The organism is Streptomyces sp. NBC_01454 (assembly GCF_036227565.1).
Taxonomy (GTDB): domain Bacteria; phylum Actinomycetota; class Actinomycetes; order Streptomycetales; family Streptomycetaceae; genus Streptomyces.
The window spans coordinates 7,939,877-7,966,778 of record NZ_CP109460.1; the positions used below are offsets into that span (position 1 = coordinate 7,939,877).

Consider the following 26,902-nt stretch of genomic DNA (forward strand, 5'->3'; position numbering starts at 1 on the left):
CTTCTTCGACTTCCACGGGCCGAGCCTGGCCGTCGACACCATGTGCTCCTCCTCCCTCACCGCGATCCACCTCGCCTGCGAGGCCCTGGCGGCCGGTCAGGCGGACTACGCGCTCGCCGGCGGCGTCAACCTCGCCCCGCACCCGCGCAAGTACCGCCAGCTGGCGGCCGGCGGGTTCACCGGCGAGAGCGGGCGGTGCCGCAGCTTCGCGGCGGACGGCGACGGCATGGTGCCCGGCGAGGGCGTCGGCGCCGTCCTGCTCAAGCCACTGGCGGCGGCCGAGCGCGACGGGGACCGCATCCTCGGCGTGATCCTCGGCAGCTCCGTCAACCACGGTGGGAAGACGGGCGGGTTCGCCGTGCCCAGCCCCGGCGCCCAGGGCGAGGTCATCGCCCAGGCCCTGCGCACGGCCGAAGTGCCGGCCGACGGGATCTCGTACGTCGAGGCGCACGGCACCGGGACCCAGCTGGGCGATCCGGCCGAAGTCGCCGGACTCGTACGGGCCTTCGGCGACCTGCCGGCCGGCTCGGTCGCACTCGGCTCGGTCAAGTCCTCCGTCGGCCACCTGGAGTCGGCGGCGGGCATCGCGGCTCTCACGAAGGTCCTGCTCCAGATGAAGGCCCGCGAACTGGCGCCCTCCCTGCACGCGGACGCCCTCAACCCGGCCGTCGACTGGAACAGCGTGCCCTTCCGGGTGCAGCGCGAACTCGCCCCCTGGAAGGGCTCCGAGCCCCTGCGCGCGGGCGTCAGCGCCTTCGGCGCGGGCGGCTCCAACGCCCACCTCGTGGTCGAGGAGCACCGGACACCGGACCCGCGGCCCGACGCCGCGGCGGGACCGGACGTCTTCCCGTTCTCCGCGCGGGACGCGGAGGGCCTGCGCCGCGTCGTCGCGGGCATGCGGACCTGGCTGGGTTCGACGGGCACCGGCGCCGATCCCCGGGACATCGCGGCCGCGGCCGGCGTACCCGTCACGGCGGTGGACGAACCCCTCGACGAACTGGGCCTGGACCCGGCCGTGATGGTGCGGCTGATCGGCCTCGGCGACGCGGTCGGGGCGGGCTCCGTGCACGGCGGCACGACCCTGCGCGAACTCGCAGGCCGCGCCGCGGGCGGCGCCGGCGTCGACCTCATCCGGCTCGCCCGCACCCTGCAGACCGGCCGTGAGGCCATGGCCCACCGGTTCGCCGTCGTCGCACGGTCGGCGGGCGAACTCGCCGAGGCGCTCGACGCGTTCCTCGCCGGGCGGCCCGGCGGCCACACCGGCGTCGTGACGGCCGAGCCCGGGGCCGCGGTCGTGCCCTCCGCGGCGGATCCGCACGACACGGCCCGCCGCTGGGCCGCGGGAGAGGTCTTCGACTGGGAGGCCGGCCGGCCCGGTCCGGTACCGGCCCTGTCCCTGCCCGGATACCCTTTCGCGCGCACCCGCTGCTGGATCGACGCCGTCACCCCGGCCGCCCTCGCCGCCCTCGCCGCCCCGGCGGCCCCCACGGCCCCGACGGCATCAGGGACCGCGGACGCCCCCACCCGGGGCGCCCGGTTCCGGGACGCCGTAATGGCCCTGCTGGGCACGGTCACCGGATACGCCCCCGCCGACCTCGAGCCGGCGGACTCCTTCCACGAGCACGGCCTGGACTCCCTCGGCCTCATCCGGCTCGCCGACGAGGTCTCCAACGCCTTCGGCGTGCCCGTCGGCCCCGACCAGCTGCTCGCCACCCCCACCCCCGCCGCGCTCGCCGCGTGGCTGGAGGAGGAGCACCCGGGCGCCGCCGCGCCCCTGCCGGCCGGCCCCGCGTCGCGGGACCTGCCGGCCGAGGACGACCCCGTCGTGATCGTCGGTATGGCGGGCACCCTGCCCGGCGCACGGAACCTCGACGAGTTCTGGGCGGCCCTCCAGACGGGCGGTGACCTCTTCTCCGAAGTGCCCGCCGACCGCTGGGACAGCAGCGCCCACTACGGGGACCCGGCCCTGCACCCCGACCGGACCCGGATCACCCGGGGCGGCTTCATGCCGGACATCGACCGCTTCGACCCGCTGTTCTTTGGCGTCTCGCCCCGCGAGGCCCGCTGGATGGACCCCCGCCAGCGGCTGCTGCTGCGCACGGTGTGGTCGGCGCTCGAGGACGCGGGCATCGACCCGACCCGCCTCGCCGGCACCGACACCGGCCTGTTCGTCGGCGTCGGCTCGTCCGAGTACGCCGAGCTCGTGCAGCGCTCGGACACGGCCACCGACGCCTACTCCTCGACCGGCCTGGCCCCCTCCATGCTGGCCAACCGCATCTCGTACCACCTCGACCTGCGCGGCCCCAGCGAACCCGTGGACACCGCCTGCTCCAGCTCGCTCGTGGCCCTGCACCGCGCGGCGGAGGCCCTGCGGCTCGGACACTGCGACACGGTCATCGCGGGCGGCGTCAGCCTCATGCTCTCCCCGGTCACCTTCGCCTCCCTCGAACGGGCCGGCATGCTCAGCCCCGACGGTGTGGGCCGGGCCTTCGACAAGGAAGCCGCGGGATACGTGCGCGGCGAGGGTGTCGGAGCCGTGGTGCTCAAGCGGCTCAGCCGCGCCCGCGCCGACGGCAACCCGGTGCTCGCCGTCCTGCGCGGCACCGCCGTCAACCACGGCGGCCGCTCCAACTCGCTGACCGCGCCCAACCCGCGCGCTCAGGCCGAGGTGATCGTGAAGGCTCACCGCGAGGCGGGCGTGGACCCGGCGACCATCGGGTACATCGAGACCCACGGCACCGGCACGGTCATCGGCGACCCCGCTGAGACCAACGGCCTGCGCCAGGCCTTCGCCGAGCTCTACCGCGACTGGGGCCACTCCGCCCCGGCCGCCCCGCACTGCGCCCTGGGGGCCCTGAAGAACACCATCGGCCACCTGGAGCCGGCGGCGGGTATCGCCGCCGTGCTGCGCGTCCTGCTGTCCATGCGGCACGGACGGATCACCGGGGACCCGCACGGCCCGGAACTCAACCCCCACCTGGCGCTGGAGGGCACGGCCTGCGAGATCGCGGTCGAGGCACGTGACTGGAAGCCCGTGGCGCCCGGTGTCCCGCGCCGCGCCGGGGTCAGCTCCTTCGGCTACGGCGGGGTCAACGCCCACGTCGTGCTGGAGGAGTACCCGGCCGACGAACCGGCGCCCTCCGGCCGCCCGGCCGTGTTCGTCCTCTCCGCCCGCGACCCGGAGCGGCTGCGGGCCGCCGCCCACTCCCTCGTCGAGACCCGGGACGGCTGGCGGCACGACCTCGCCGGCACCGCCCGTACCCTCCAGTCCGGCCGCACCGAACACGCCGAACGCCTGGCATTCGTCGCGGACTCGGGCGAGCACGCGGTGGATACCCTGCGCCGCTACCTCGCCGGGGACCTCGCCGGCATCCACCAGGGGCGCGTGGAACGGCACGCCGACCGTGCGCCGTTCGACGGGCGCGGCGACGAAGAGACCGCTGCCGCGTGGGTGCGCGGCGCGACGGTCGACTGGTCCACCCGGTGGGAGCGGGCGCCGAAGCTGCGTTCGCTGCCGTCGTACCCCTTCGCCGCCGACCGGTACTGGTTCACCGACGGAGCTCCGGCGGCGCCGGCCACCCTCCCTGCGACGGCCCCCGCGGCCGTCCCGGCGACCGGGCCGAAGGCCGACACCGGGTTCGCCGCACGGACCGATGCCGCATCCGCACCCGGGCTCGCTGCCGATTCCGGCTCCGGGGCGGCCGACGGCCCCGCCGGCCGGGCACCCGTCAGCCTCTTCACGGCCGCATGGGCGGCCGTGCCCGTGCCGCCCGCCGCCCCGCACCCGGGCCGGGTGCTGGTCTTCGGCGACCTGCCGGTCCCCGGCTCCGTGACCGTACGGGCCGGATCCGCGTACGCCGACGAGGGCTCCACCGTCACGATCCGCCCCGGCGAGGCCGAGGACTACGCCCGGCTGCTCGCCGCCGGAGCGGACCGGATCGTGCACCAGTGGCCGCTGCTCCACCCCGAACGCCCGGACCTGGGCATCGAGTCGGCCTTCCTGCTCGTACGCGCCATGACAGCCTCCCGGGCCGCCGCGCGGATCCAGGTCCTGGTGCCGGAGGGCGCCATGGCGGAGGCCTGGGGAGGGTTCGACGCCTCGCTGCGCGCCGCCCTGCCCGGCACCGCCTTCGGTGTCGTACGCGTCGCCGGCCGGGCCGAACCGTCCGCCCTGCTCGCCGAGGTGGCCGCCGAGCGGCTCTCCTCGGCAGCCGTCCGCCTCTCCGCGGCCGGCCGCACCGTACGCGTGCTCACGGAGGCCGACCCGAGCCCCGTCACGGAGTCCCCGCTGCGTCCGGGGGCCGTCCACCTGGTGACCGGCGGCACGGGCGGCCTCGGACTGCTGCTCGCCCGTACCCTGCTGGCGCGCGGCGCCCGGGTGGCGCTCACCGGCCGCTCCTCCGCCGCGGACCGGGCCGGGGAACTCGCCGGCCTGCGCGCTCTCGGTGAGGTCGCCTACTTCCAGGCGGCCGTGGAGGACGAGGCCGCCATGACCCGCGTCGTGGCGGACGTCAAGCAGAAGTGGGGCGCGCTGCACGGGGTCTTCCACCTGGCGGCGACCGCCTCGCGCACTCCGCTGCCCGGAAAGGACCTCGCGGAGTTCCGCTCCCACCTGCGGGCCCGCTTCGAGGGCACCCGTGTCCTCGACGAGGTGACCCGTGACGAACCGCTGGACCTGTTCGTCCTGTACTCCTCGCTGGCCGGGCAGCTCGGCGACTACGGCCTGGTCGACTACGCCGTCGGCGCCCGCTACCTCGACGGTTTCGCCGAGGAGCGCGCGGCCCTGCGTACCGCGGGCCGCCGCAGCGGGCACACGGTCTCGGTCGACTGGCCCATGTGGCGTGCCGGAGGCATGCACGTGGAGGCCGAGGACGAGCGCCGCTACCTCGCCGAGACGGGCTTCCGCTACCTGGAGGCCGAGGAGGGGGAACGGCTGCTCGACCTCGTCCTGCGGCTGGGACGCCCCCAGGTCGCCGTACTGCCCGGAGCGCCCGAGCGGATGCGCGAGCAGGTCGCCGCGATGCGGATCCGGGAGCACGGGCACCGCGCCCGCCCGGCCGCCCCGGCGCCCGCCCCCTCCGCTCCCGCCGCTCCCGTGCACGCGGGCGAGCTGACCGAGCGGCTGCGGGAGCTCGTCGCCGAACTGCTGGGCCTGGCGCCGAAGGCGCTCGACCCGGAGGCCGGCTTCGGGGAGTACGGACTGGACTCCTTCGGGCTCCAGTCCCTCTCCGTGGCATTGGAGGAGCGCTACGGCGTCTCGGTGCCCACGACGACCCTGTTCGGTGAGAACACGGTCGAGAGGCTCGCCCGGCACCTGCTCGCGGAACACCCCTCCCTGGCGCAACCGTCCCGGACGCCCGCCACCGTGGGCGCGGAACCGGCCGCCGGGCCCGCCACCACCACCGTCACCACCGCCCCCACTCCCTCCCTCTCCACCGCTCCTTCCGCCGCGCCCGCCCGGGAGGACGCCGTCGCCATCGTCGGCATGTCCGGACGGTTCCCGGGCTCGGCGGACCTGGAGGAGTTCTGGCGGCACCTCAGGGACGGTGCGGACCTCATCACCGAGACACCCGCCGACCGCTGGGACTGGCAGGAGGTGTCCCGGCGCTTCGGCGGCACCGCCCGCTGGGGCGGATTCCTGAGCGACGTCGACCGGTTCGACGCACGGTTCTTCAAGATCTCGCCCGCCGAGGCGGAGGTCATGGACCCGCAGCACCGGCTGTTCCTCGAACACACCTGGGCCGCCCTGGAGGACGCGGGCTGCCGGGCCGACCGGCTCGCAGGCCGCCGCGTCTCCGTCTTCGCCGGCGTCCAGTTCAACGACTACGAGTCGATGGTCCTGCGCGGCGAGCAGGTCAACCCCTGCGCGGGCACCGGGCTCGCGCGGACCATGCTCGCCAACCGCATCTCGTACCTGCTGGACCTCAAGGGCCAGAGCGAGAGCATCGACACCGCCTGCTCCAGCTCCCTGGTGGCGCTGCACCGCGCCGTCCAGGCCCTGCGCGCGGGGGAGAGCGAGCTCGCCGTCGCCGGCGGCGTGAGCCTGGTGCTCTCGCCGCAGACCGTGGTGGCCGGGAACCAGCTCGGGGTGCTCTCCCCGGACGGCCGCTGCAAGGCCCTGGACGCCACGGCCGACGGGTACGTCAAGGGGGAGGGCGTGGGCGTACTCGTCCTCAAGCCGCTCTCCCGCGCCCTCGCCGACGGCGACCGGGTGCATGCGGTGATCCGCGGCAGCGCGGTCGGCCACGGCGGGCACGCCTCGTCGCTGACCGCCCCCAACCCGCTGGCCCAGGCCGCCCTGCTGGTCGAGGCCTACCAGGACGCGGGGGTACCGGTCGGGACGGTGTCCTACAGCGAACTCCACGGCACCGGCACCGCCCTCGGCGACCCGGTGGAGATCGACGGCCTCGTCCGGGCCCACCGGACCCTGGCCGACGGCCCCGCCACGCCCTGCGGCATCGGCACCGTGAAGACCAACATCGGACACCTGGAGCCCGCCGCGGGCGTCGCCGGAGTCATCAAGGTGGTGCTGGCGATGCGGCACCGCACGCTGCCGAAGACACTGCACCTCCAGACGCTCAACCCGCTGATCGACCTCACCGGTACGCCGTTCCGGCCCGTACGGGAGACGACCCCGTGGGCGCCCACGGACGCCGACGGCGCGCCCCTGCCGCTGCGCGCGGGCGTCAGCTCCTTCGGCTTCGGCGGAGTCAACGCGCACGTGGTCCTGGAGGAGGCGCCCGCCGGCGCGCCCCCGGCCCCGCTGCGGGACGACGCCAAGGAGGTGTTCCTGCTGTCGGGCAGGGACGAAGCCGCCCTGCGCCGGTACGCCGCCGCGATGGTGGAGTTCCTTGACGCGGACACGGATGCGGACGCGGACCATGGCAGCGCCGGCATCGGCGCCGGCGGTACGGATGTACCCGCGGCGTCGCTCGCCTCGCTCGCGTACACCTCCCAGGTCGCCCGCGTCCCCATGGCCGCCCGGCTCGCGGTGGTCGCCCGCTCCACCCGCGACCTGCGCGAGCAGCTGGCCGGCCACCTCGCGACCGAGCACGCCCCCGGCGGTACGGACGCCGACCACGCCTGGCTGTCCGAACCCGAGGGCGCCGAGTACCTCGCCCGGCTGGTCCGGGAGGGACGGCTCGACCGGCTCGCACGGCTCTGGCAGGACGGCGCCGACATCGACTGGGCCGCGCTGCGTACCGACCGGCCGCAGCCGGCGTCCATGCCGACCTACCCCTTCGCCCGCGAACGGCACTGGCTCACGGCGCCGGCCGCTACCGCGGGCGCGTCCGCCCCGCAGGACTCCGCACTGCTCCTGGTCAAGCGATGGGAGGCCGCCCCGCTGCCCCCCGCCGAACTGCCCGCGGGGATCCTGGTGCTGGCCCGCGCCGAGAACGAGCATCTCGCCACGAAGGCCTTCGGACCCGCCGCCACGGTGATCCGCATGGACGACGGCGACGAGGACGCCGCCCGGCGGATCGCGGAAGCGGCCCGCCTCGCGACGGCCGTGATCGACCTGGCCGACCTGTCGGACACGCCGCTCACCGCGCCGGAGCCCGACTGGGCGCGGATCGCGCTCCTGCGCGAGCTGGTCACCGGGAACCGCACCCGCGGCTTCACCTACCTCCACCTGACCCGGGGGCTCGTCACCTTCCGGACCGAGCGGCCCACGCTGCGCGGCGCGGCCTACGCGGGCCTCGTCCGGATGCTCACGGCCGAGTACCGCGGCCTGTCCGCCCGCACCCTCGACCTCGACACCCTGGAGCCGGCCGCGCTGCGTGCGGCGGCCGCCGCCGAACTCGCGGCGACCGACCCGGTAACCGAGGCCTGCGTACGGGCGGGCGTACGGCACCGGCCGGTGCTGCGCCCCGCCGACGCGGCGCCCGCCTCCGCCGACTGGTCCGCGGACCTGGCCGGCGGGACCGTCGTGATCACCGGAGGGACGGGCGCGCTGGGCCGGCTGCTCGCGGCCCGGCTCGTCGAACGGGGCGCCGACCGGCTCGTGCTCCTCGGCCGTACCGCGCTGCCCGCCCGGACCGAGTGGCCCGCGCTCCTCGCGGACCCCGGCACCGACCCGGCCCTTGCGGCCAGGCTGCGCGACCTCGCGGCCCTGGAACGCCCCGGGGTCCGGGTCGCGTTCGAGACCGGCCCGCTGGACGGGGTCGCCGAGGTGCTCGACCGTGCCCGGCGCGAGATGGGCCCGATCGTCGGCATCGTGCACTGCGCCGGACTCGGCGTCATGCGCGATCCGGCCTTCATCGGCAAGCGAACCGAGGACGTGCAGCGGGTCCTGGAACCGAAGACCGCGGGACTCCAGGCCGTCCTGGACGGCTGCGCCGGCGACCCGTTGCGCTTCGTCGTGCTGTACTCGTCCGTCGCGGGCGGCGTGCCCGCGCTGGCCGTGGGCCTCAGCGACTACGCGCTGGCCAACTCCGTGCTGGACCGCGTCGCCGAGTACCGCACCGCCACCGGCGGTGACTGCGCCCCCGTCGTCCGGTCGCTGCAGTGGCCGAGCTGGCGTGCGGCCGGCATGCCCGAGGTCGACACCCCGGCCTACCGGGACCTCGGTCTGCGCACCCTGGCCCCGGAAGCGGGACTGGACCTGCTGGACCGTGCGATGAGCGGCCCCGACCCGGTCGTGCTGCCCTGCGTCGTGGACGCCGGACGCTTCGACGCCGCCCGGCTGTTGGAGGTGCCCGCGCCGGGCCGGGCGGGCCGGCCGGACGGGACGGCGCCCGCGCCGGCTCCGTCGGCCGCCCCGCGTGGGGTACCGGCCGCGGACGGACTCGTCCGCCGTGTGACCGGGGTGCTCGCCTCGACGCTCCGGCTGGAACCCGCTGCGATCGGAGGGGACGAGGACTTCGCCGACCTGGGTGTGGACTCGATCATGATCGCCCAGATCCTCGCCGCGCTGGAGCGGGAGCTCGGCGTCGTCGCGGAGCCCTCGACCATCCTGGAGAACCCGACCGTGGCCCTCCTCGCCGAGGCCCTGCGCGACCTGGTGCCGGACCTCGCGACCCCTTCGCAGGACGCCGCCCCGGACGTCGCACCCGCCGTCCCGCCCATCCCTGCCGAGGCCACCGCTCCGGCCCCGGCTCCGGTTTCGCCCGACGCCGTCGTGTCCGGCGCTCCCGTCGCGGGAGCGGCCGCGCGGCGTGAGGACATCGCCGTCATCGGTATCGCCGCCCACTTCCCCGGCGCCCCCGACCAGGGGACGTTCTGGCGGAACCTGATGTCCGCGACGGATTCCGTCACGGAGGTGCCGCCCTCCCGCTGGGACAAGGACCGCTTCTGGCGGCCCGACCCGCAGCCCGGCACCACCGTCAGCAAGTGGGGCGGCTTCCTCGACGCCATCGAGGACTTCGACCCGGAGCACTTCCGGATCGACCCGGCCGGGGCCGCACACGTCGACCCCCTGGTCCGGCAGGTCCTGGAGACCGGCGTGGAGTGCCTGGCCGACGCCGGGCTCACCCCGGAGGAGGTCGCGGGCCGGCGCGTGGGCGTCTTCGCGGGCGCCCGTGCGGCGAACTACGGCGCACACGTCGCCGCCGCCGGTCCGCACTCGATCAGCGGAATGGCGCAGAACTTCATCGCCGCGCAGCTGTCCCACCACCTCGACCTGCGAGGACCGTCCGTCGTCGTTGACACGGCCTGCTCCAGCGCGCTCGTCGCCGTGCACATGGCTGCTGCCGGCCTGCGGACCGGGGAGTGCGACCTGGCCTTCGCGACCGGGGTCGACATCCTCCTCGACGAGGTGCCCTTCGTCGGGATGAGCGGGGCGGGCGCCCTGTCGCCCACGGGGCGCTGCCACACGTTCGACGAGCGGGCCGACGGCATCGTCCTCGGCGAGGGCGCCGGCACGCTGCTGCTCAAGCGGCTGTCCGACGCCGTGCGCGACGGCGACCGGATCTACGCGGTGATCGAGGGCAGCGCCGTCAACAACGACGGCCGCACCATGGGGATCACGACACCGAACCCGCGCGCACAGCGCGAGGTGATCGAGGCGGCCCTGGCCGACGCCGGTGTCTCCCCGGACCGGCTGGGCTACGTGGAGGCCCACGGCACCGGCACCATGATCGGTGACCCGATGGAACTGAAGGCGCTCACAGAGGCCTTCCGCGCCCGCACCGACGAGGTCGGCTTCTGCGGCGTCGGCAGCGTCAAGACCAACATCGGACACACCCTCAGTGCGGCCGGCATGGCCGGACTGATCAAGGTCCTGCTGTCGGTCCACCACGCGCAGCTGCCGCCGACGCTGCACTGCGCGACCCTCAACCGCCGTTTCCGCTTCGAGGAGTCGCCGCTGTTCCCCGTACGGGAGCCGCGCGGTTTCACGGGCCGCGACGGTACGCGCCGGGCCGCCGTCAGCTCCTTCGGGTTCGGTGGCACCAACGCCCACATGGTGGTGCGCCAGGCACCCGAAGCCCACGTCCCCGCGCGCGGACCGCTGGACCCGCCCCGCTACCGGCGGCGGCGCTTCTGGTTCGACGCGCCCGCGGACGCCCCCGCACGGCCCGCACAGTCCGTACAACCGCCCGCGCGAACGCCCGCACCGGCCCCCGCGCCGTTCTTCGAGCTCGAGTTCTCCGCCGTGCCGGAAGGAAAGAAATGAACCTGTTGGACGGCCTGACCTGCTCCGTGGTGGTGCGCGGTACCGACCCGGTGCTGCGTGACCACCGCGTGCACGGCACGCGCATCCTGCCCGGAGTGTCGTTCCTCGACATGATCTACCGGATCCTGCGGGCCCGTGGCGTCGACACCTCCCGCGTGGAGCTGCGCCGCGTGCTCTTCCGCAACCCCGTGGCCGCGGGCCCGGACTTCGAGACCGAACTGCGGGTGGAGTTCACAGCGGACGCGGACGGCTACCGGGTCTTCGTCACCGGAACCCGCCGCCCCACGGGCGAGACCGAACCGGTCCTCGACTGCCGGCTCCACCTGGACGTGCCCTTCCCGGCCGAGGCCGTCGACCTGTCCGCCCTGCGCGCGGGCATGCCCCTCAAGGCCGACATGGCCGACCTGTACGCGCTCGTCCGCCGGACCGGCATCGAGCACGGGGAGTTCATGCGTGCCCGGGGCACCCTGCACGTCGGCGCGCACGAGCTGCTCGCGGACCTGTCGCTGGGCCCGGAGGCCGCCGCGTACGCGGAGTACTTCCACCTGCACCCGGCCGCGCTGGACTCGTCGACCCTGCTGCCGACGCAGTTCGCCACGGCCGGGGCCGGCGAGGCGGCCCGGCCCTACATCCCGATGCTCATCGACTCCTTCCGGGCCCGAGGGCCGGTCGGGGACCGCACCCTGGTGCACGCCACCCCGCCCCGCGCCACCGGCCCGGCCGGCGACCTGACCACCTGTGACCTGCGCTTCTTCGACGCCGACGGCGGCGTCCTGCTGTGGCTGCGAGGCCTCACCTCGAAGCGCGTCCGGGAGGAGGACGCCATCACCCGGCTGGACGGCTCCGCGCGCGCGGCGAAGCCGTCGGGTACCACGCCGGCCGGCGCGGTACCCGACGGGGAGACCACGGCGAGCCTGGTGCGCGGCCTGCTCGCCGAACGGCTCGGCCGCGCCGAGTTCGACGAGGAGGCGGGCTTCTACGAGCTGGGCCTGGACTCGACGGCGCTGCTGGGCATTGCCGCCGACCTGGAGCGCGCGTACGGCACCGACTTCTCGCCCACCCTGCTGTTCGAGCACAGCTCCTTCGAGACCCTCGTCGAGTACCTGGGCGCGTACGAACTGCCCGAGGGCGGGGCCCGCAAGGCCGTCGGGGCGCCGCAGGAGCAGGACGTACGCGAGGACGTGCCCGCCGAGGTGGTCTGGTTCGAGCCCCGCTGGCGTGACGCGCCGCTGCCGCCGGCACCGGCACCGGCACCGGCTCCGGCCTCCGTCCTGACCGTCGACGCGCGGACCGGGTGCGACTGGGCGGCCCTGCTCACCGGGCACGACGCCTGCGACGTGCTCTGGACCCCCGCCGATCCGCAGGACGTCGAGGGCGAGGCCGTCGCCCTGACCGGCTTCGCGGCCGCCCTGCTGCGCAACCGGCGCAGCCCCGTACGGATCGTCTGCCACCTGCCCCTGGGCGCGGCGGCCTCGGCGGTCTCGGGTCTGCTGCGCACGCTCCACCGGGAGCAGCCCGGCGTACGCGCCGCGGTGGTGTGCTCGCCGGAGCGCGCCGATGCCCTGGCCGAACTCACCGCGGGCGTACCGGATATGGAGGTGCGCTACGAGGCGGGCAGGCGCCTGGTGCGCGAGATCCTGCCCGCCCCGGCCCCGGACCGGCCGGCCCGGCTGCGCGAACGAGGCGTGTACCTGATCACGGGCGGCCTCGGCGGAGTGGGCCTGTCCCTCGCCCGGCACCTGGCGCGGACCGTGCGGGCCCGGCTCGTGCTCTGCGGACGGACGGCGGGCGACAGCGCGCGGACCGCCGAGCTGAGCGCCCTCGGGGCCGAGGTGCAGGTGGTCGGCGCGGACGTCTCCCGCGCCGAGGACGTGCGCAGCGTGGTCGACCTGGCGCTCTCCCGGTTCGGCGCGCTGGACGGGGTGGTGCACGCCGCCGGTGTGCTGCGCGACGGGCTGATCGCGGGCAAGAGCCCCGCGGACGTCCGTGCCGTGCTGGCGCCCAAGGTCACCGGCACCCGCCTGCTGTACGAGGCCACCCGGGACCTGGGGCTGGACTTCCTCGTGCTCTGCTCGTCCACGGCCGCCGCCTGGGGGAACCAGGGCCAGGCCGACTACGCCTGCGCCAACGCCTTCCTCGACCGGTTCGCCGAGGGCAAGCCGGGGGTCGTGTCGATCGGGTGGCCCGGCTGGTCGGACGGAGGCATGCCGCTCGACGACCGCGCGCTGCGCCGGATGGGCCTGAGGGCCATGGACACCCCGACCGCGGTGGACATCATGCTGCGGGCCGCCGGCAGCGGCCGGCCGCACCTGGTGGCGCTCGTGGGCTCGGCGGCCGAGATCACCGAACGGTTCACCCCTGCCGTCGCGGCCCCCACGGCCGCGGCCCCCGCCGTTCCGGAGGCGGCCGTCTCCGCCGTCACCGCCCCCGCGCCCCCCCTGCCGGCGGCCTGCGACGGCACCGGTGACGAGGACGACGCGATCGCCGTCGTGGGCATCAGCGGCCGCTACCCGGGCGCCCGCACGCTCGACGAGTTCTGGGAGAACCTCAAGGCCGGCCGGGACGGCATCACCGAGGTGCCCGCCGACCGCTGGGACCACCGCGCGATCCACAGCGACGCCAAGGGTGTGCCAGGACGCTCGTACGGCCGCTGGGGCGGATTCGTCGACGGCATCGACGAGTTCGACGCCGTCTTCTTCCACATCTCGCCCAACGAGGCCGCCGTCCTCGACCCGCAGGAGCGGCTGTTCCTCCAGGAGGCCTGGCACGCCTTCGAGGAGGCGGGACACGCCCCCTCCGCCTGGCGGGGCCGCTCCGTCGGCGTGTTCGCCGGCGTGATGTACAACCAGTACCAACTGCACGGCGTCCGTGCGGAACCGGGTCTCGTGCCCTCGTCGTTCAGCGCCTCGATCGCCAACCGCGTCTCCTACTTCCTCGACCTCAAGGGGCCGAGCATCGCGCTCGACACCATGTGCTCCTCCTCGCTGACGGCGCTGCACCTGGCCGTCGAGGCGATCCGGCGGGGCGAGTGCGAGGCCGCCCTCGCGGGAGGCGTCAACCTGCACGTCCACCCCAACAAGTACCTGCTGCTCAGCCAGTCGTCCTTCCTCTCCACCGACGGTCGCTGCCGGGCCTTCGGCGAGGGCGGCGACGGCTATGTGCCCGGCGAGGGCGTCGGCGTGGTGCTGCTGCGGCCGCTGCGCGACGCGCTGCGCGACGGAGACCACGTACACGCCGTTATCCGCGGTACGGCCCTCAATCACGGTGGTCACACCGGTGGGTTCTCCGTGCCCGACCCGGCCTCGCAGGCCGCCCTCGTCCGCGACTCGCTCACGGCGGCGGGAGTGGACCCCGCCGACCTCGGCTACCTGGAGGCCCACGGCACCGGCACCAGCCTGGGCGACCCGATCGAGATCACCGCCCTGGAGCGGGCCTTCGACGCCGTCGGCGCGGGCCGGGGGCCCTGGCCCATCGGCTCCGTGAAGTCGAACATCGGCCACCTGGAGTCGGCGGCGGGCATCGCCGCCCTCACCAAGGTCGTCCTCCAGATGCGTCACCGCGCACTGGCGCCCTCGCTGCACGCCGAGCCGCTCAACCCGGCGGTGGACTGGGCGGGTTCGCGGTTCCGCGTGCAGCGCACCCTGGAACCCTGGAACCCGCCCGCGGACGCTCCGCTCACCGCGGCGATCAGTTCCTTCGGCGCGGGCGGCGCCAACGCCCACGTGGTGCTGGCCGAACACCCGCTCGCGCGTGGCCCGCAGGCCCCGGAAGAGGACCGTCCCCAGCTCTTCGTGCTCTCGGCGAAGGACGTCACCCGGCTCGACGAGACCGTGGCGCGGATGCTCGCCCACCTCGACCGGGCCGGCCGGGGCGCGGGCCCCGAAGCCCTGGAGCGGATCCTCACCGAGGTCGTGGGCTTTCCCGTCGATCCCGGTGAACCCTTCTCGGAACTCGGCCTCGACTACCCGCGCCTGACCCGCCTCGCCCGCCGCATCCAGGAGGAGTTCGGCGTCCGGCTCCACGTCGACGGGGGGACGACCCCGGCCGAGCTGACGCGCCGCCTCACCGGTACCGGCGGCGGCGTGGACCCGGCGGCGCTCGCCTTCACGCTCTGGTCCGGACGCGACCACCTCGACGAGCGGCTCGCCGTCGTCGCCACGACGACGGCCGAGTTCGCCGACGCGCTCCGCACCGGCACGGGCCGGTACCGCGGACGAAGGCGCCGCTCCGCCGCACCAGTGCACGGCGACGACCTGCGCGAGCTGGCCCGGGGCTGGGTCGAGGGCGCCGCGATCAGCCTGCCCGCGCCCGACCGGCCGCGACGGCTCTCGCTGCCCGGCTACCCCTTCGCCCGCGAGCGCCACTGGGTCACCACCACCCGGACCCCGTCCGGGAGTTCGCCGGGCGCGGCCGAAGAGGTCGAACTGCCGGACGGACACGTGTTCAGTGAGCGGATCTCCACGGCGGAGCAGCCCTGGCTGGCCGACCACACCGTGGACGGCGTCGTCCTGGTACCCGGGACGTACTTCATCGACCTGGCCCTGCGGGCGGGAGCCCGGCTGCACTGCCCGCGGATCGCCGAACTCGTCACCCACACACCGCTGGCATCGGGCGAGGCCGACCTGCGCCTCGTCGTGGACCTCGCCGAGCCCGACGGTACGCGGGCCTTCCGGATCCACGCCCGCACCGGGGACGGCGGCTGGACGAGCCACGTCACCGGCGTCCTCGCCCCCGCACCCGAGGAGCCACCGGCGTCCCCGGCCCTGCCCGCTGACGCCGAGGAACTCGACGTCACCCGCCTCTACGAGACGCTCACGGGGTACGGGCCCGCCTTCCGTGGCCTGCGCCGCGCCTGGCGCACCGCCGACGCCGCCTTCGCGGACGTCGCCCTACCCGACGGTGTCGCCGACAGGGGTCCCGGGGCGCACGCGCTGCACCCCGTACTGCTCGACGCCGCCCTGCACACCGTGGCCCTCACCTCGGCCCTCGACGGGGACAGCCCCTACCTGCCGTTCGCCTGGTCCGGCGTACGCGTCCACGCCCCGGGAGCGACCGCCGCCCGGGTACGACTGGTCCACCACCGGGCCGACGCGGTCGAGCTCCTCCTCACGGACCACGCGGGCGCGCCCGTGGCCTCCGTCGACTCGGTGGTGCTGCGCCGGGCGGACGCTCCGGCCGAGCCGCTCCACCAAGTGGAGTGGCTGCCCGTAGAGACCCCCGAGCCGTCACCGGGGGCCCGCTACGCGGTCGTCGGCCCGGACCCGGAGGGGATCGGCGCCGCCCTGGCGGCCTCCGGGGCGCGGCTGGTGCGGGCCGCGGATCTGGACGCCCTGACGGACGTGCCGCCGGTGGTGGTCCTGCCCGTCCCGGCCGCCCCGTCCGGCGCCGCCGAGGGGGCCCCGGCCGCCCGCGCCCTCACCACCGAGGTGCTCGGCCGGCTCCAGCAGTGGCTCGCCGGCCGCCGGTTCGCGTCCGCGCGGCTGGTCCTCGTCACCACCGCCCCGGGCCTGGCCACGGCCGCGGCCTGGGGACTGGTGCGCTCCGCCCAGTCCGAACACCCGGGCCGCTTCGGCCTCGTGGACGCCGAGGACCTCGCGCCGCTGCAGCGCGCGCTCGGTTCCGACGAACCGCACCTGCGCCTGCTCGACGGCCGGGTGCTCGGAGCCCGGCTGGTCCGCGTACCGGCCGCTGTGCCGGCGCCCGCACCGCGCCCGGCCGGCACCGTCCTGGTGACCGGTGCGAGCGGCGCCCTCGCCGGACCGGTGGTCCGCCACCTCGTCGAGCGGCACGGCGTACGCGACCTGCTGCTGGTCAGCCGCAGCGGCCGGGTCCCGGCCGGGTTGGCCGGGCTGGACGCCCGGGTCGAGGCGGCCGCCTGTGACGTGGCCGATCGCGTCGCCCTGCAGACCCTGCTGGCCGGCCGCCGGGTGACCATGGCCGTGCACGCTGCGGGAGTACTGGACGACGGAGTGGTCACCGCCCTCGACGCGGACCGCCTGGAGCGGGTGCTGCGGCCCAAGACCGAAGGCGCCGCCCACCTCGCCGACCTGCTGCCCGAGGCCGAACTGGTGCTGTTCTCCTCCGTGGCGGGCGTACTGGGCGGCCCGGGGCAGGGCAACTACGCCGCCGCCAACGCCTTCCTCGATGCCCTCGCCCGGCAGCGCGCCGCAGCCGGCCGCCGGGCCGTGTCCGTGGCCTGGGGGCCGTGGGCGCTCGACGAGGGCATGGCCGCCGACCGGGACCGCCTGGCCCGCGGCGGCATCGAACCGCTTCCCACCGGGGCGGCCCTCGCACTGCTCGACGCGGCCCTCGCCGGACCGCACCCGGCGGTCACCGTCCTGCGGCTCGGGCGCGGTCCGGTCGCCGTCGTACCGCACGTGCTGCGCAGCCTGGTGCGCACCACGGCGGCAGCCCCGGCCGCCGACCCGGGCCTGGCCCGCCTCGGTCCCGACGAGCGGCGCGCCAGGCTGTCGGCGCTGGTCCGGGGACAAGCCGCAGCCGTCCTCGGCTACGCGGACGCCGGCCTGATCGAATCCGACCGGTCCTTCCAGGAACTCGGCTTCGACTCGCTGAGCTCCATCGAGTTCCGCAACCGGCTGGGCACGGCCGTCGGCCTGTCGCTGGAGGCCACGCTCGTCTTCGACCACCCCACCCCGGCCGATCTGGTCACCCACCTCGACGAGCGGTTCACCGGCGAGTCCGAGGCGACCGACCTGCCGACCCTGTTCGCGGCCTTCGATCGCCTGGCCGCCGCCCTCACGGCGGCGGCCACGGACGACGTGTCCCGCGACCGCACTGCGGAACGCGTCCGCGGCCTGCTCGACCACCTGACACCTCACACCGCGACAGCACCCGTCACCGCCTTCGCCTCGGCGACCGACGACGAGGTCTTCGCCCTGATCGACGCCGAGCTCGGCAGCCCGCTGCCGGGACTGGAGGAACGCTCCCGATGACCAACGAGGACAAGCTCCGCGACTACCTGCGCCGGGTGACCGCGGAACTGCAGTCGACGCGGCAGCGGCTGCGCGATGTGGAGGAGCGATCCGCCGGGCCGGTCGCCATCGTCGGCATGGCCTGTCACTACCCGGGCGGCGTCGAGTCCCCCGACGACCTGTGGTCGCTCGTCGCCGAGGGGCGGGACGGGATCACACCGTTCCCCGGCGATCGCGGCTGGGACCTGGACACGCTCCACCACCCGGACCCCGATCACCCGGGCACGACCACCGTCCGCGAGGGCGGATTCCTGCACGGCGCCGCCCGGTTCGACGCGGGATTCTTCGGGATCTCGCCCAAGGAGGCGCTCCACACCGACCCGCAGCAGCGGCTGATCCTCCAGACGTCCTGGGAGGCCGTCGAGCGCGCCGGCCTGGACCCGAGCTCGCTGCGCGACAGCCGCACCGGCGTGTTCACCGGCGTCATGCACCACGACTACCCGGGCGCCCAGGGCGCCGGCAGCGTCGTCGCCGGCCGCGTCGCCTACCAGCTGGGCCTGCGCGGCCCCGCCATCATGGTGGACACCGCCTGCTCCTCGTCGCTCGTCGCCCTCCACCTGGCCGTCCGGTCCCTGCGCCGGGGCGAGTGCGACATGGCCCTCGTGGGAGGGGCCACGGTGATGGCCACCCCCGCCGCCTTCGTGGAGTTCAGCCGCCAGCGCGGCCTGGCCCCCGACGGCCGCTGCAAGCCGTTCGCCGCCGGGGCGGACGGCACCGCCTGGTCCGAGGGCGCCGGCGTCATCGTCGTCGAACGCCTCGCGACCGCCCTGGCCGCCGGCCGCCGCGTACTCGCCGTGGTCCGGGGCACCGCCGTCAACTCCGACGGTGCCAGCAACGGCCTCACCGCACCCAACGGCCCCGCCCAACAGCGCGTCATCCGCGAGGCCCTCGTCGACGCCGGACTGACCCCCCAGCAGGTCGACGCGGTGGAGGCACACGGCACCGGCACCCCCCTGGGCGACCCGGTGGAGGCCCAGGCCGTGCTCGCCGCCTACGGCAGGGAGCGCACCCAGGCGCTGCGCCTGGGATCGGTCAAGTCCAATATCGGGCACACTCAGGCCGCCGCGGGCATCGCCGGGATCGTCAAGATGGTCATGGCCATGCGGCACGGGGTACTGCCCCGGACCCTGCACCTCGACGCCCCGACCCCGTACGTGGACTGGTCGGCGGGCGGCGTGGAACTCCTCACCGAGGACGCACCCTGGCCCGCCGGTACGGAACCCCGCCGGGCTGCCGTGTCCTCCTTCGGGGTCAGCGGCACCAACGCCCACGTGATCCTGGAGGAACCCCCGCTGCCGGTGGACGACCGGACCGCCGAACGGCCCGACGCCGAGCGGCCGGCATACGTGGCGAGCGCCGAGAGCGCCGAGAGCGCCGAGAGCGCCGAGAGCGCCGAGAGCGCCGAGAGCGCCGAGAGCGCCGAGAGCGCCGAAAGTGCCGAGACCCCGGTGACGCCGCCCGCCGGGCCCGGCCCCCTGGCCTGGACCCTGTCCGCCCGCTCCGACGCCGCACTGCGCGCCCAAGCCGCCACCCTCACCGCCTTCCTGACCAGGCACCCGCAGGAACCGCGCCCCGAGGACGTGGCCCTCTCCCTGGCCACCACCCGCGCCTCCCATGAGCACCGCGCGGTCGTCCTCGGCGGCGACCGGGCCGAACTCCTCGCCGCACTGGACGACCTGGCCGCCGGCCGGCCCTCGCCCGCCGTCGTCGAAGGGACCACCGGGCCGAGCGGCGGCGTGGCCTTCCTCTTCCCCGGCCAGGGTTCGCAGTGGCGGGACATGGCCGTGCGCCTGCTGGACACCAACGCGGTGTTCCGGGAACGGATAGCCCAGTGCGAGAGCGCCCTGGCCCCCTACGTGGACTTCGAGCTGACCGCCGTTCTGCGCGGCGAACAGGACCTGGACCGGGTCGACGTCGTCCAGCCCGCCCTGTTCGCCGTGATGGTCGCCCTCGCCGAGGTGTGGCGCTCCCTCGGCGTCCACCCGGCCGCTGTCGGCGGACACAGCCAGGGCGAGATCGCCGCCGCCTGCGTGGCCGGCGCCCTCACCCTCCAGGACGCCGCCCGTGTCGTCGCCCTGCGCAGCCGTGCCCTGACCACCCTCTCGGGCCGCGGCGGCATGATGTCCCTCGCGCTGCCCGCCGACGAGGCACGCGACCGGCTCCGCCGCTGGGACGGCAGGCTGTCGCTGGCCGCCGTCAACGGCGCGGCCTCCGTGGTCGTCTCCGGCGACACCGACGCCCTCGACGAACTCCTCGCCGCCTGCGAGGAGGACGGCGTACGGACCCGGCGCGTCGACGTGGACTACGCCTCGCACAGCGCGCACGTGGAAGACGTCCGCGCGCAGGTCCTGGAGGCCCTCGCCCCCGTCAGCCCGCTCGCCCCCGAAATCCCCTTCTTCTCCTCCGTGGAAGGCCGCTGGATCGAGGCCGCCGACGCCTTCGACGCCGACTACTGGTACCGGAACCTGCGCGAGACCGTCCGCTTCGACGAGGCCGTCACCGCCCTCGTCCGGCGCGACTGCACCACCCTGCTGGAGGTCAGCCCCCACCCGGTGGTCACGACCGCCGCACAGGAGACCGTCGACGCGCTGGGCACCGACACCGCCGTCGTCCACACCCTGCGCCGCAACGAAGGCGGCCCCGGGCAACTGCTGCACGCCCTCGCCCAGTTGTACGTGAAGGGCGTACGCCCCGACTGGTCCGCGCTCTGGCCCGAAGCCCGCCGGATCGACCTGCCCACCACCACCTTCCTCACGGAGCCGTACTGGCTGAACCCCGGCCCCGGCACCGGCGGCGCGGGCGCCCTGGGCCTCGACGAGGTCGACCACCCCGTCCTGCGCGCCTCCCTGCCCGCCGCCGAGGGCCTGGTGCTCACCGGCCGGCTCGGCCTGGCCGCCCAGCCCTGGCTCGCCGACCACACCGTCGAAGGACAGGTGGTCCTGCCGGGCGCAGCCCTCGCGGAGCTCGCCTCCCGGGCGGCGGACGAGGCCGGCTGCGCCGCCGTCGACCAGCTCACCCTGCTCACCCCGGTCGTCCTCCCCGACGAGGGCGACATCCGGCTGCGCGTGGACATCACGGCCCCGGCCGAGGACGGCTCGCGCGGACTGATCCTGCACACCCTCATCGGGGCGGGGCACTGGACCACGCACGCCACCGGCGTCCTCCTGCCCGACGCCGCCGAACCGGTGGCCGCCACCACCGCGTGGCCGCCGGCCGGCGCCGAACCCCAGGACGTCGAAGCCCTCTACGCGACCCTGGAGGGCGCCGGCCTGAGCTACGGCCCGGCCTTCCGCGGCCTGCGGGCACTGTGGCGGGGACGCGACGGGGACCTCCACGCCGAGGTCGCACTGCCCGACGCCGACCAGGCCGGCGCGTTCACTCTCCACCCAGCCCTGCTCGACGCGTGCCTGCACCCCGTCGCCCTCGGCGGGTTCCTCACCACAGGAGGGGGCCGCCGCCCGGCACTGCCCTTCGAATGGCAGGGCCTGCGCCTCCACGCCGCAGGCGCCGACACCGTGCGCGTGACCCTGTCCGCCGCGGGCCCCGACGCCGTCCGCCTCACCCTCACCGACACCACCGGGGCACCCGTCGCCTCGGTCGACACCCTCGTGCTCCGCGAGCTTCCGGCGGGCGCTCTCGGCCGCCCCGACCGGGGCGACCTGCTGCGCCCCGACCGGGTGACCCGGGCCCTGCCCGGCGGCGCGCACGAGGACTACGCCGTACAGGACCCGGAACTCGCCCGGCAGCTGGGGAAGCAGCCCACCCAGGACCCCGCGCCCCACGTCCTGGTGCCGACTCCGGCAGGCGAGCCCGGCGAGGCCGTGCGCGGCGCGCTCACCCTCGTCCAGGACTGGCTGGCGGACGAGAGCCGTACGGATTCCACGCTCGTCCTCGTCACCCGCCGGGTCCACCACGACGTGGCGGAAGCCGCCGTCGCGGGTCTCGTACGGTCCGCCCAGCTCGAACACCCCGGCAGCTTCCGGGTGCTGGACCTGGCCGATCTCGACGCGACCACCCTCGCCGCCATCCCCGCCGCCCTCGCCGCGGACGAGCCCCAGCTCACGCTGGTGTCCGGGACCGCGACCGTGACCCGGCTGGTACGCGCCCTCCCCGCTCCGGCGGGGACCGGCGAGCTCGGCAGGACCCTGGTGACCGGCGCCTCCGGCACCCTGGGGCAGCTCGTTGCCCGGCACCTCGTCCACGCACACGGCGTACGCGACCTGGTGCTGGCCGGCCGACGTGGCTCCGACGCCCCCGGCATGGCCGCCCTCACGGAGGAGCTGGCCGGGGCCGGGGCCCAGGTCCGTGCCGTCGCCTGCGACGTCACCGACCGTGCCGATCTCGCGGTCCTGGCCGGCGGAGCCTCCTTCACGACCGTCGTCCACGCCGCGGGCGTCCTCGACGACGGCTTGGTGACCGGCCTGACCCCCGAGCGCCTCGACCGCGTGCTCGGAGCGAAGCTCGACGCCGCGCTCCACCTCCACGAACTGCTGCCCCAGGCACGCCTGGTGCTGTTCTCCTCGGCCGTGGGCATCCTCGGCGGCCTCGGCCAGGCCAACTACGCCGCCGCCAACGCCGGCCTCGACGCCCTGGCCCGACGCCGCCACGCTGCGGGCCTGCCTGGGATCTCCCTGGCCTGGGGCCTGTGGGACGCCACCAGCGGCATGACCGACGGCGTCGACCGGGACCGCCTGGGCCGCTCCGGCTTCCAGCCGCTGCCGACCGCGGACGCCCTCGCTGCCCTGGACGCCGCCCTGGCCTCGGACGAGCCGGTGCTCGCCCCGATCCGGCTCGACCCCGGCGCCCTGCGGGCCCAGGAAGAGAACGTCCCCGCGCCGCTGCGCGACCTGTCCGGGAAACCCGCACGCCGCGGCGCCGCCCCCGGGGGCGGCGCCGCCGTCTCCGAACTGGCCGCCCGCCTCGCCGGGAAGACCGGCCCCGAGCGCCTGCGCACCCTGCTCGACCTGGTCGTCGGACACACCGCCGCCGTCCTCGGACATGCCTCGCCGGAGGCGGTCGACCCCGGCCGGGCCTTCAAGGACGCCGGCTTCGGCTCGCTCGCCGCCGTCGAACTGCGCAACCGCCTCGCCGGAAGCACGGGCCTGCGCCTCCCGGCCACCCTCGTGTTCAGCCACCCCAATCCGGCGGCGGTCGCCCGCCACCTGGACGAACTCCTCGCGGGCACGACCCCGGCGGCCGCTCCCGTGGTCCGCGCCGCGGCCGCCGCCGCGGACGACCCCGTCGTCCTCGTCGGCCTCGGCTGCCGGCTCCCCGGCGGCGTCCGCACACCCGACGACCTCTGGGAGATGCTGGTCCACGAACGCGACGGCATCGGCCCGTTCCCCGACGACCGGGGCTGGCCCCTGGAGCGCCTCTACGACCCCGACCCGGCCGCCCCCGGCACCACCTACACCCGGCACGGCGGCTTCATGGCCGACGCGACCGCGTTCGACGCCGCCTTCTTCGGGGTCGCGCCCCGCGAGGCCGTCGCCATGGACCCGCAGCAGCGGATCCTGCTGGAAACCGTCTGGGAGGCCTGCGAGGACGCCGGCATCGACCCGGCCTCGCTGCGCGGCAGCCGCACCGGCGTGTTCGTGGGCGCCATGTACCAGGACTACGGCCGCCTCCTGGAGAACGCCGCCGCCGAGGGCTTCCTCGCCCCGGGCGTCGGCGGTGGAGTCCTCTCCGGACGGGTCGCCTACACCTACGGCCTGGAAGGCCCGACCGTCACGGTCGACACGGCCTGCTCCTCCTCGCTGACCGCCCTGCACCTCGCCGCGCAGGCGGTACGGGCGGGGGAGTGCGACCTTGCGCTCGCCGGCGGAGTCACCGTGCTCTCCACACCGGTGCCCTTCGTCGAGTTCAGCCGCCAGCGCGGACTGGCCGCCGACGGACGCTGCAAGCCCTTCGCCGCTGCGGCCGACGGCACCGCACTCGGCGAGGGCGCCGGAGTGGTGCTCGTCGAGCGCCTCTCCCGGGCCCGCGCCCTGGGCCACGAGGTGCTGGCCGTACTGCGCGGCAGCGCCCTCAACTCCGACGGCGCCAGCAACGGCCTCACCGCCCCCAACGGCGCGGCCCAGGAGAAGGTGATGCGCGCGGCGCTCGCCGCCGCCGGCCTGCACCCCGCCGACGTCGCCGCCGTCGAGGCGCACGGCACCGGCACGGCCCTCGGCGACCCCATCGAGGCGCAGGCGCTGCTCGCGGTCTACGGCCAGGACCGGCCGGCCCCGCTGCTGCTCGGCTCGCTCAAGTCCAACGTGGGACACGTCCAGGCAGCCGCCGGCATCGCGGGAGTGATCAAGGCGGTCCTGTCCATCCGCAATGGCCTGCTGCCCCGGAGCCTGCACATCGACGAGCCCTCCCCGCACGTGGACTGGACCGCCGGCGACATCGCTCTGCTTGGCCGGGCGCAGCCGTGGCCCGAGGGGACCGGGCCGCGGCGCATGGGAGTCTCCTCCTTCGGCATCAGCGGCACCAACGTGCACGTCCTGATCGAGCAGGCATCGAGCCCCGAAGAGCCCCCGGAGCCGCTGCCCGCCCTGGACGGAGTCCCCTGGCTGCTGTCGGCACGCTCCGAGCAGGCCCTGCGCGGCCAGGCCCGCCGACTGCTGGAGTCGGACACCTCCGACCTCCCCGCCGTGGCGCGGGCCCTGTCCACCACCCGGGCCGCCCACCGCCACCGGGCCATGGTGAGCGGCGCCGACGCACAGCAGAGGCGCGCCGCCCTCACGGCTCTGGCGTCCGACGGCACGGCCGACGGCCTGCGCCGGGCGCGCGCCGCCGGGCAGCGGCTCGCCCTGCTCTTCACCGGGCAGGGCAGCCAGCTCCCCGCGATGGGAAGGGGCCTGTACGAGACCTTCCCTGTGTACGCGCAGGCCTTCGACGAGGTGTCCGCGCACTTCCGGCTCGACACCCCGCTGCGTGAAGCGGTCTTCGAACGGGAGGACCTGCTGGACCGCACCGAGTACACCCAGCCGGCCCTCTTCGCCCTCCAAGTGGCCCAGTTCCGGCTGCTGTCGAGCTGGGGCGTCACCCCCGACTCCCTGATCGGGCACTCCATCGGCGAGCTCTCGGCGGCCTGCGTCTCGGGCCTGGTGCCCCTCGCCGACGCCGCCGCCCTCGTCGCCGCCCGCGGCCGGGTCCTCGGCCAACTGCCGGCCGGGGGAGCCATGGTGGCCGTACGGGCGACGGAGGAGGAAGTCCTCGCCGTCCTGGAGGGCCGCGCCGACCGCGTGGGCATCGCCGCCGTCAACGGCCCCCGGTCGGTCGTCCTGTCCGGGGACGAGGAGGAGGTCCTGGCCGCGGCCCGGGAACTTTCGGAGCGCGGGCACCGTACGCGCCGGCTGCGCGTGGACGTCGCCTTCCACTCGCCCTGCGTGGACCCGGCGCTCGCGGAGTTCCGGGCCGCCGCCGCCGAGGTCCGCTTCGGACGGCCCGGAATCCCGGTGGTCTCCACCGTCCGCACCGCCCACGCGATGGACACCCCCGACTACTGGGTGGACCAACTGCGCGGCTCCGTGCGCTTCTTCGACGCCGTCCGCGAGGCCCACGGCAACGGAGCCACGGCCTTCCTGGAACTGGGACCCGACACCGTCCTGGCACCGGCCGTCGAGTCGTGCCTGCCCGGCCTCCCGGTGCGGCCCGTCTCGCTGCTGCGCCGCGACCGCGACGACGTCCGCACCGCCGTCGAGGCTCTGGGGCTCCTGCACACCCACGGAGTGGAGGCCGACTGGTCGGCCGTCCACGCCGGGCGGCCGGCCACCCGGGTGCGGCTTCCGAAGTACGTCTTCCAGGACCGCCGTTACTGGCCCGAGCCGGCCGATGTGGCGCAGGCCGCGCCCGTACCCGTACCCGTACCCGCAGCTGAGGCGGGGGAGGGGGCGCCCGCGCTCGATCCGTTCTGGTCGGCCGTCGAGAGCGCCGACCTCGGCGCCGCCCTCGACCTGCTGAACCTGCGGGGCGACGAGACACCGGCCCAGGTCCTCGACGCCCTCTGCCGGCTGCGCTCCGGAGCGGCGGCGCCGGTCCTCGAGGGGGCGCGGTGGACACGGGTGCCGGACGGCCCCGCCCCCGAGCTCGCCCACGACGTCCTGCTGCTCGCCCCCTCCACGGGCGACGAGGAACTGGCCGACGGGGTCGCGGGCGCCCTGGTCCGGCACGGAGCCCGGGTCCGCTCGGGCGGTGCCGAGCGCCCGGACCTCGTGCTGGCCCTGCCCGGGACCGAACCGGCCGCCGAGGCGGGGGTTCCCCGGTGGGCCGTCGTCGAAGGCGGCGGCGTGGTGCCCGCCTGCGACCACGCCGTGACCCTCCCGAAGGAGCTCGACGCGCCCGCGCGCAGCCGCCTGTGCGCGGCCGTGGCCGAGGGGTACCGGGAGACGCGGATCGAGCCGGACGGGCTGTTCGTGCGCACCTACGAACCGTTGGGCCGCACCGGCGTGTGGCGTCCCGAGGGGGACGTCCTGGTGGCCGGCCCGGCGGACGCGCTCACTGCGGCGACCGTCGACGCCGTGCTCGCGTCCGGGGCGCGCTGCCTGGTGGCCGGCGGTGCCGACCGCCCGGCCGGCGCCCTGGAGTTCGGGGACGCGGAGGGGACCGTACGGCTCGCGGCGGCGATCGTCCGGGCCGGCAGCGGCTTCGAGGACGTGGCGTCGCCGCTGGTGGCCGTCGTGTCCGTGGGGGAGACCGTGCGGGAAGCGGGCGCCTCGCTCGCCGTGGCGGTCCACCCCGACCTCGACCCGAGGGCTGCGGTGAGCGGGCTGTGGCGGGCCCTGTCCACCGGGGAGACGGCCGTACGCCTCCTGGACACCGCGCACGTGACGCGGACCGCGCCGGCCGCGGAGCCCGAGGAGACTACGGAAGAGGCGACGGACCGCACGCCGGAGCCCGGGCCCGAGCCGAAGCACGAGTCCGAGCCCCGGCCCGACGGTCCGCGGCCCCAGGACTCCGGACTACGGGCCACCCTCGCGGGACTCCCCCGCGCGGAGTGGGCGGAGGCCGTGCTCGGCGGTGTGCGGGGCCTCGCGGCCGCCGTGCTCGGGTACGAGTCCGCGTCCGAGATCGACGCCGAGGGAGAGTTCTTCGACATGGGCCTGACCTCGGTCACCGCGCTCGAACTGCGCGACCACCTGACCGGGTTGACCGGTTTGGAGTGGCCCGCGGACCTCCTCTACGAGTGCCCGACACCGCAGGTGCTGGCCGACCTCGTGGTCGAGCAGCTGAGCGCGACCCCTGCCTGAGCCGCCGGCGGCCGGACCGGCGGGGCGCCGTACTGATCCCTCAGTACGGCGCCCCGCGG

Annotated in this window: 3 protein-coding genes (1 of these 3 only partly in view); all 3 read left to right on the plus strand. The window is 75.7% G+C overall.

Annotated features, from left to right (window positions below):
• Tightly spaced (each overlapping or abutting the next), the 3 genes in view from OIU81_RS34850 to OIU81_RS34860 form a layout consistent with a single transcriptional unit that may run on beyond the window.
• Positions 1-10,615, plus strand: the 3' portion of a protein-coding gene (locus tag OIU81_RS34850) for an L-histidine N(alpha)-methyltransferase (protein ID WP_329154266.1). The gene continues 9,008 nt to the left of window position 1, outside the view; only the last 10,615 of its 19,623 coding nucleotides appear in the window; its start codon lies off the left edge, out of view; the stop codon is at positions 10,613-10,615.
• Positions 10,612-17,568, plus strand: a complete 6,957-nt coding sequence (locus tag OIU81_RS34855) for an SDR family NAD(P)-dependent oxidoreductase (RefSeq protein ID WP_329154267.1) — start codon at positions 10,612-10,614, stop codon at positions 17,566-17,568. The genes OIU81_RS34850 and OIU81_RS34855 overlap by 4 nt, the downstream gene beginning before the upstream one ends.
• The gene (locus OIU81_RS34860; RefSeq protein WP_329154269.1) at positions 17,565-26,843 is read left to right on the plus strand and encodes an SDR family NAD(P)-dependent oxidoreductase; all 9,279 of its coding nucleotides are present in this window, start codon (positions 17,565-17,567) and stop codon (positions 26,841-26,843) included. The genes OIU81_RS34855 and OIU81_RS34860 overlap by 4 nt, the downstream gene beginning before the upstream one ends.
• Positions 26,844-26,902 lie beyond the last annotated feature (59 nt).

What these genes read in the sequence shown, in the direction of transcription:
- OIU81_RS34860 (WP_329154269.1), top strand. Translation starts at nt 17,565, where the DNA reads ATGACCAACGAGGACAAGCTCCGCGACTACCTGCGCCGGGTGACCGCG.
- OIU81_RS34855 (WP_329154267.1), top strand. Translation starts at nt 10,612, where the DNA reads ATGAACCTGTTGGACGGCCTGACCTGCTCCGTGGTGGTGCGCGGTACC.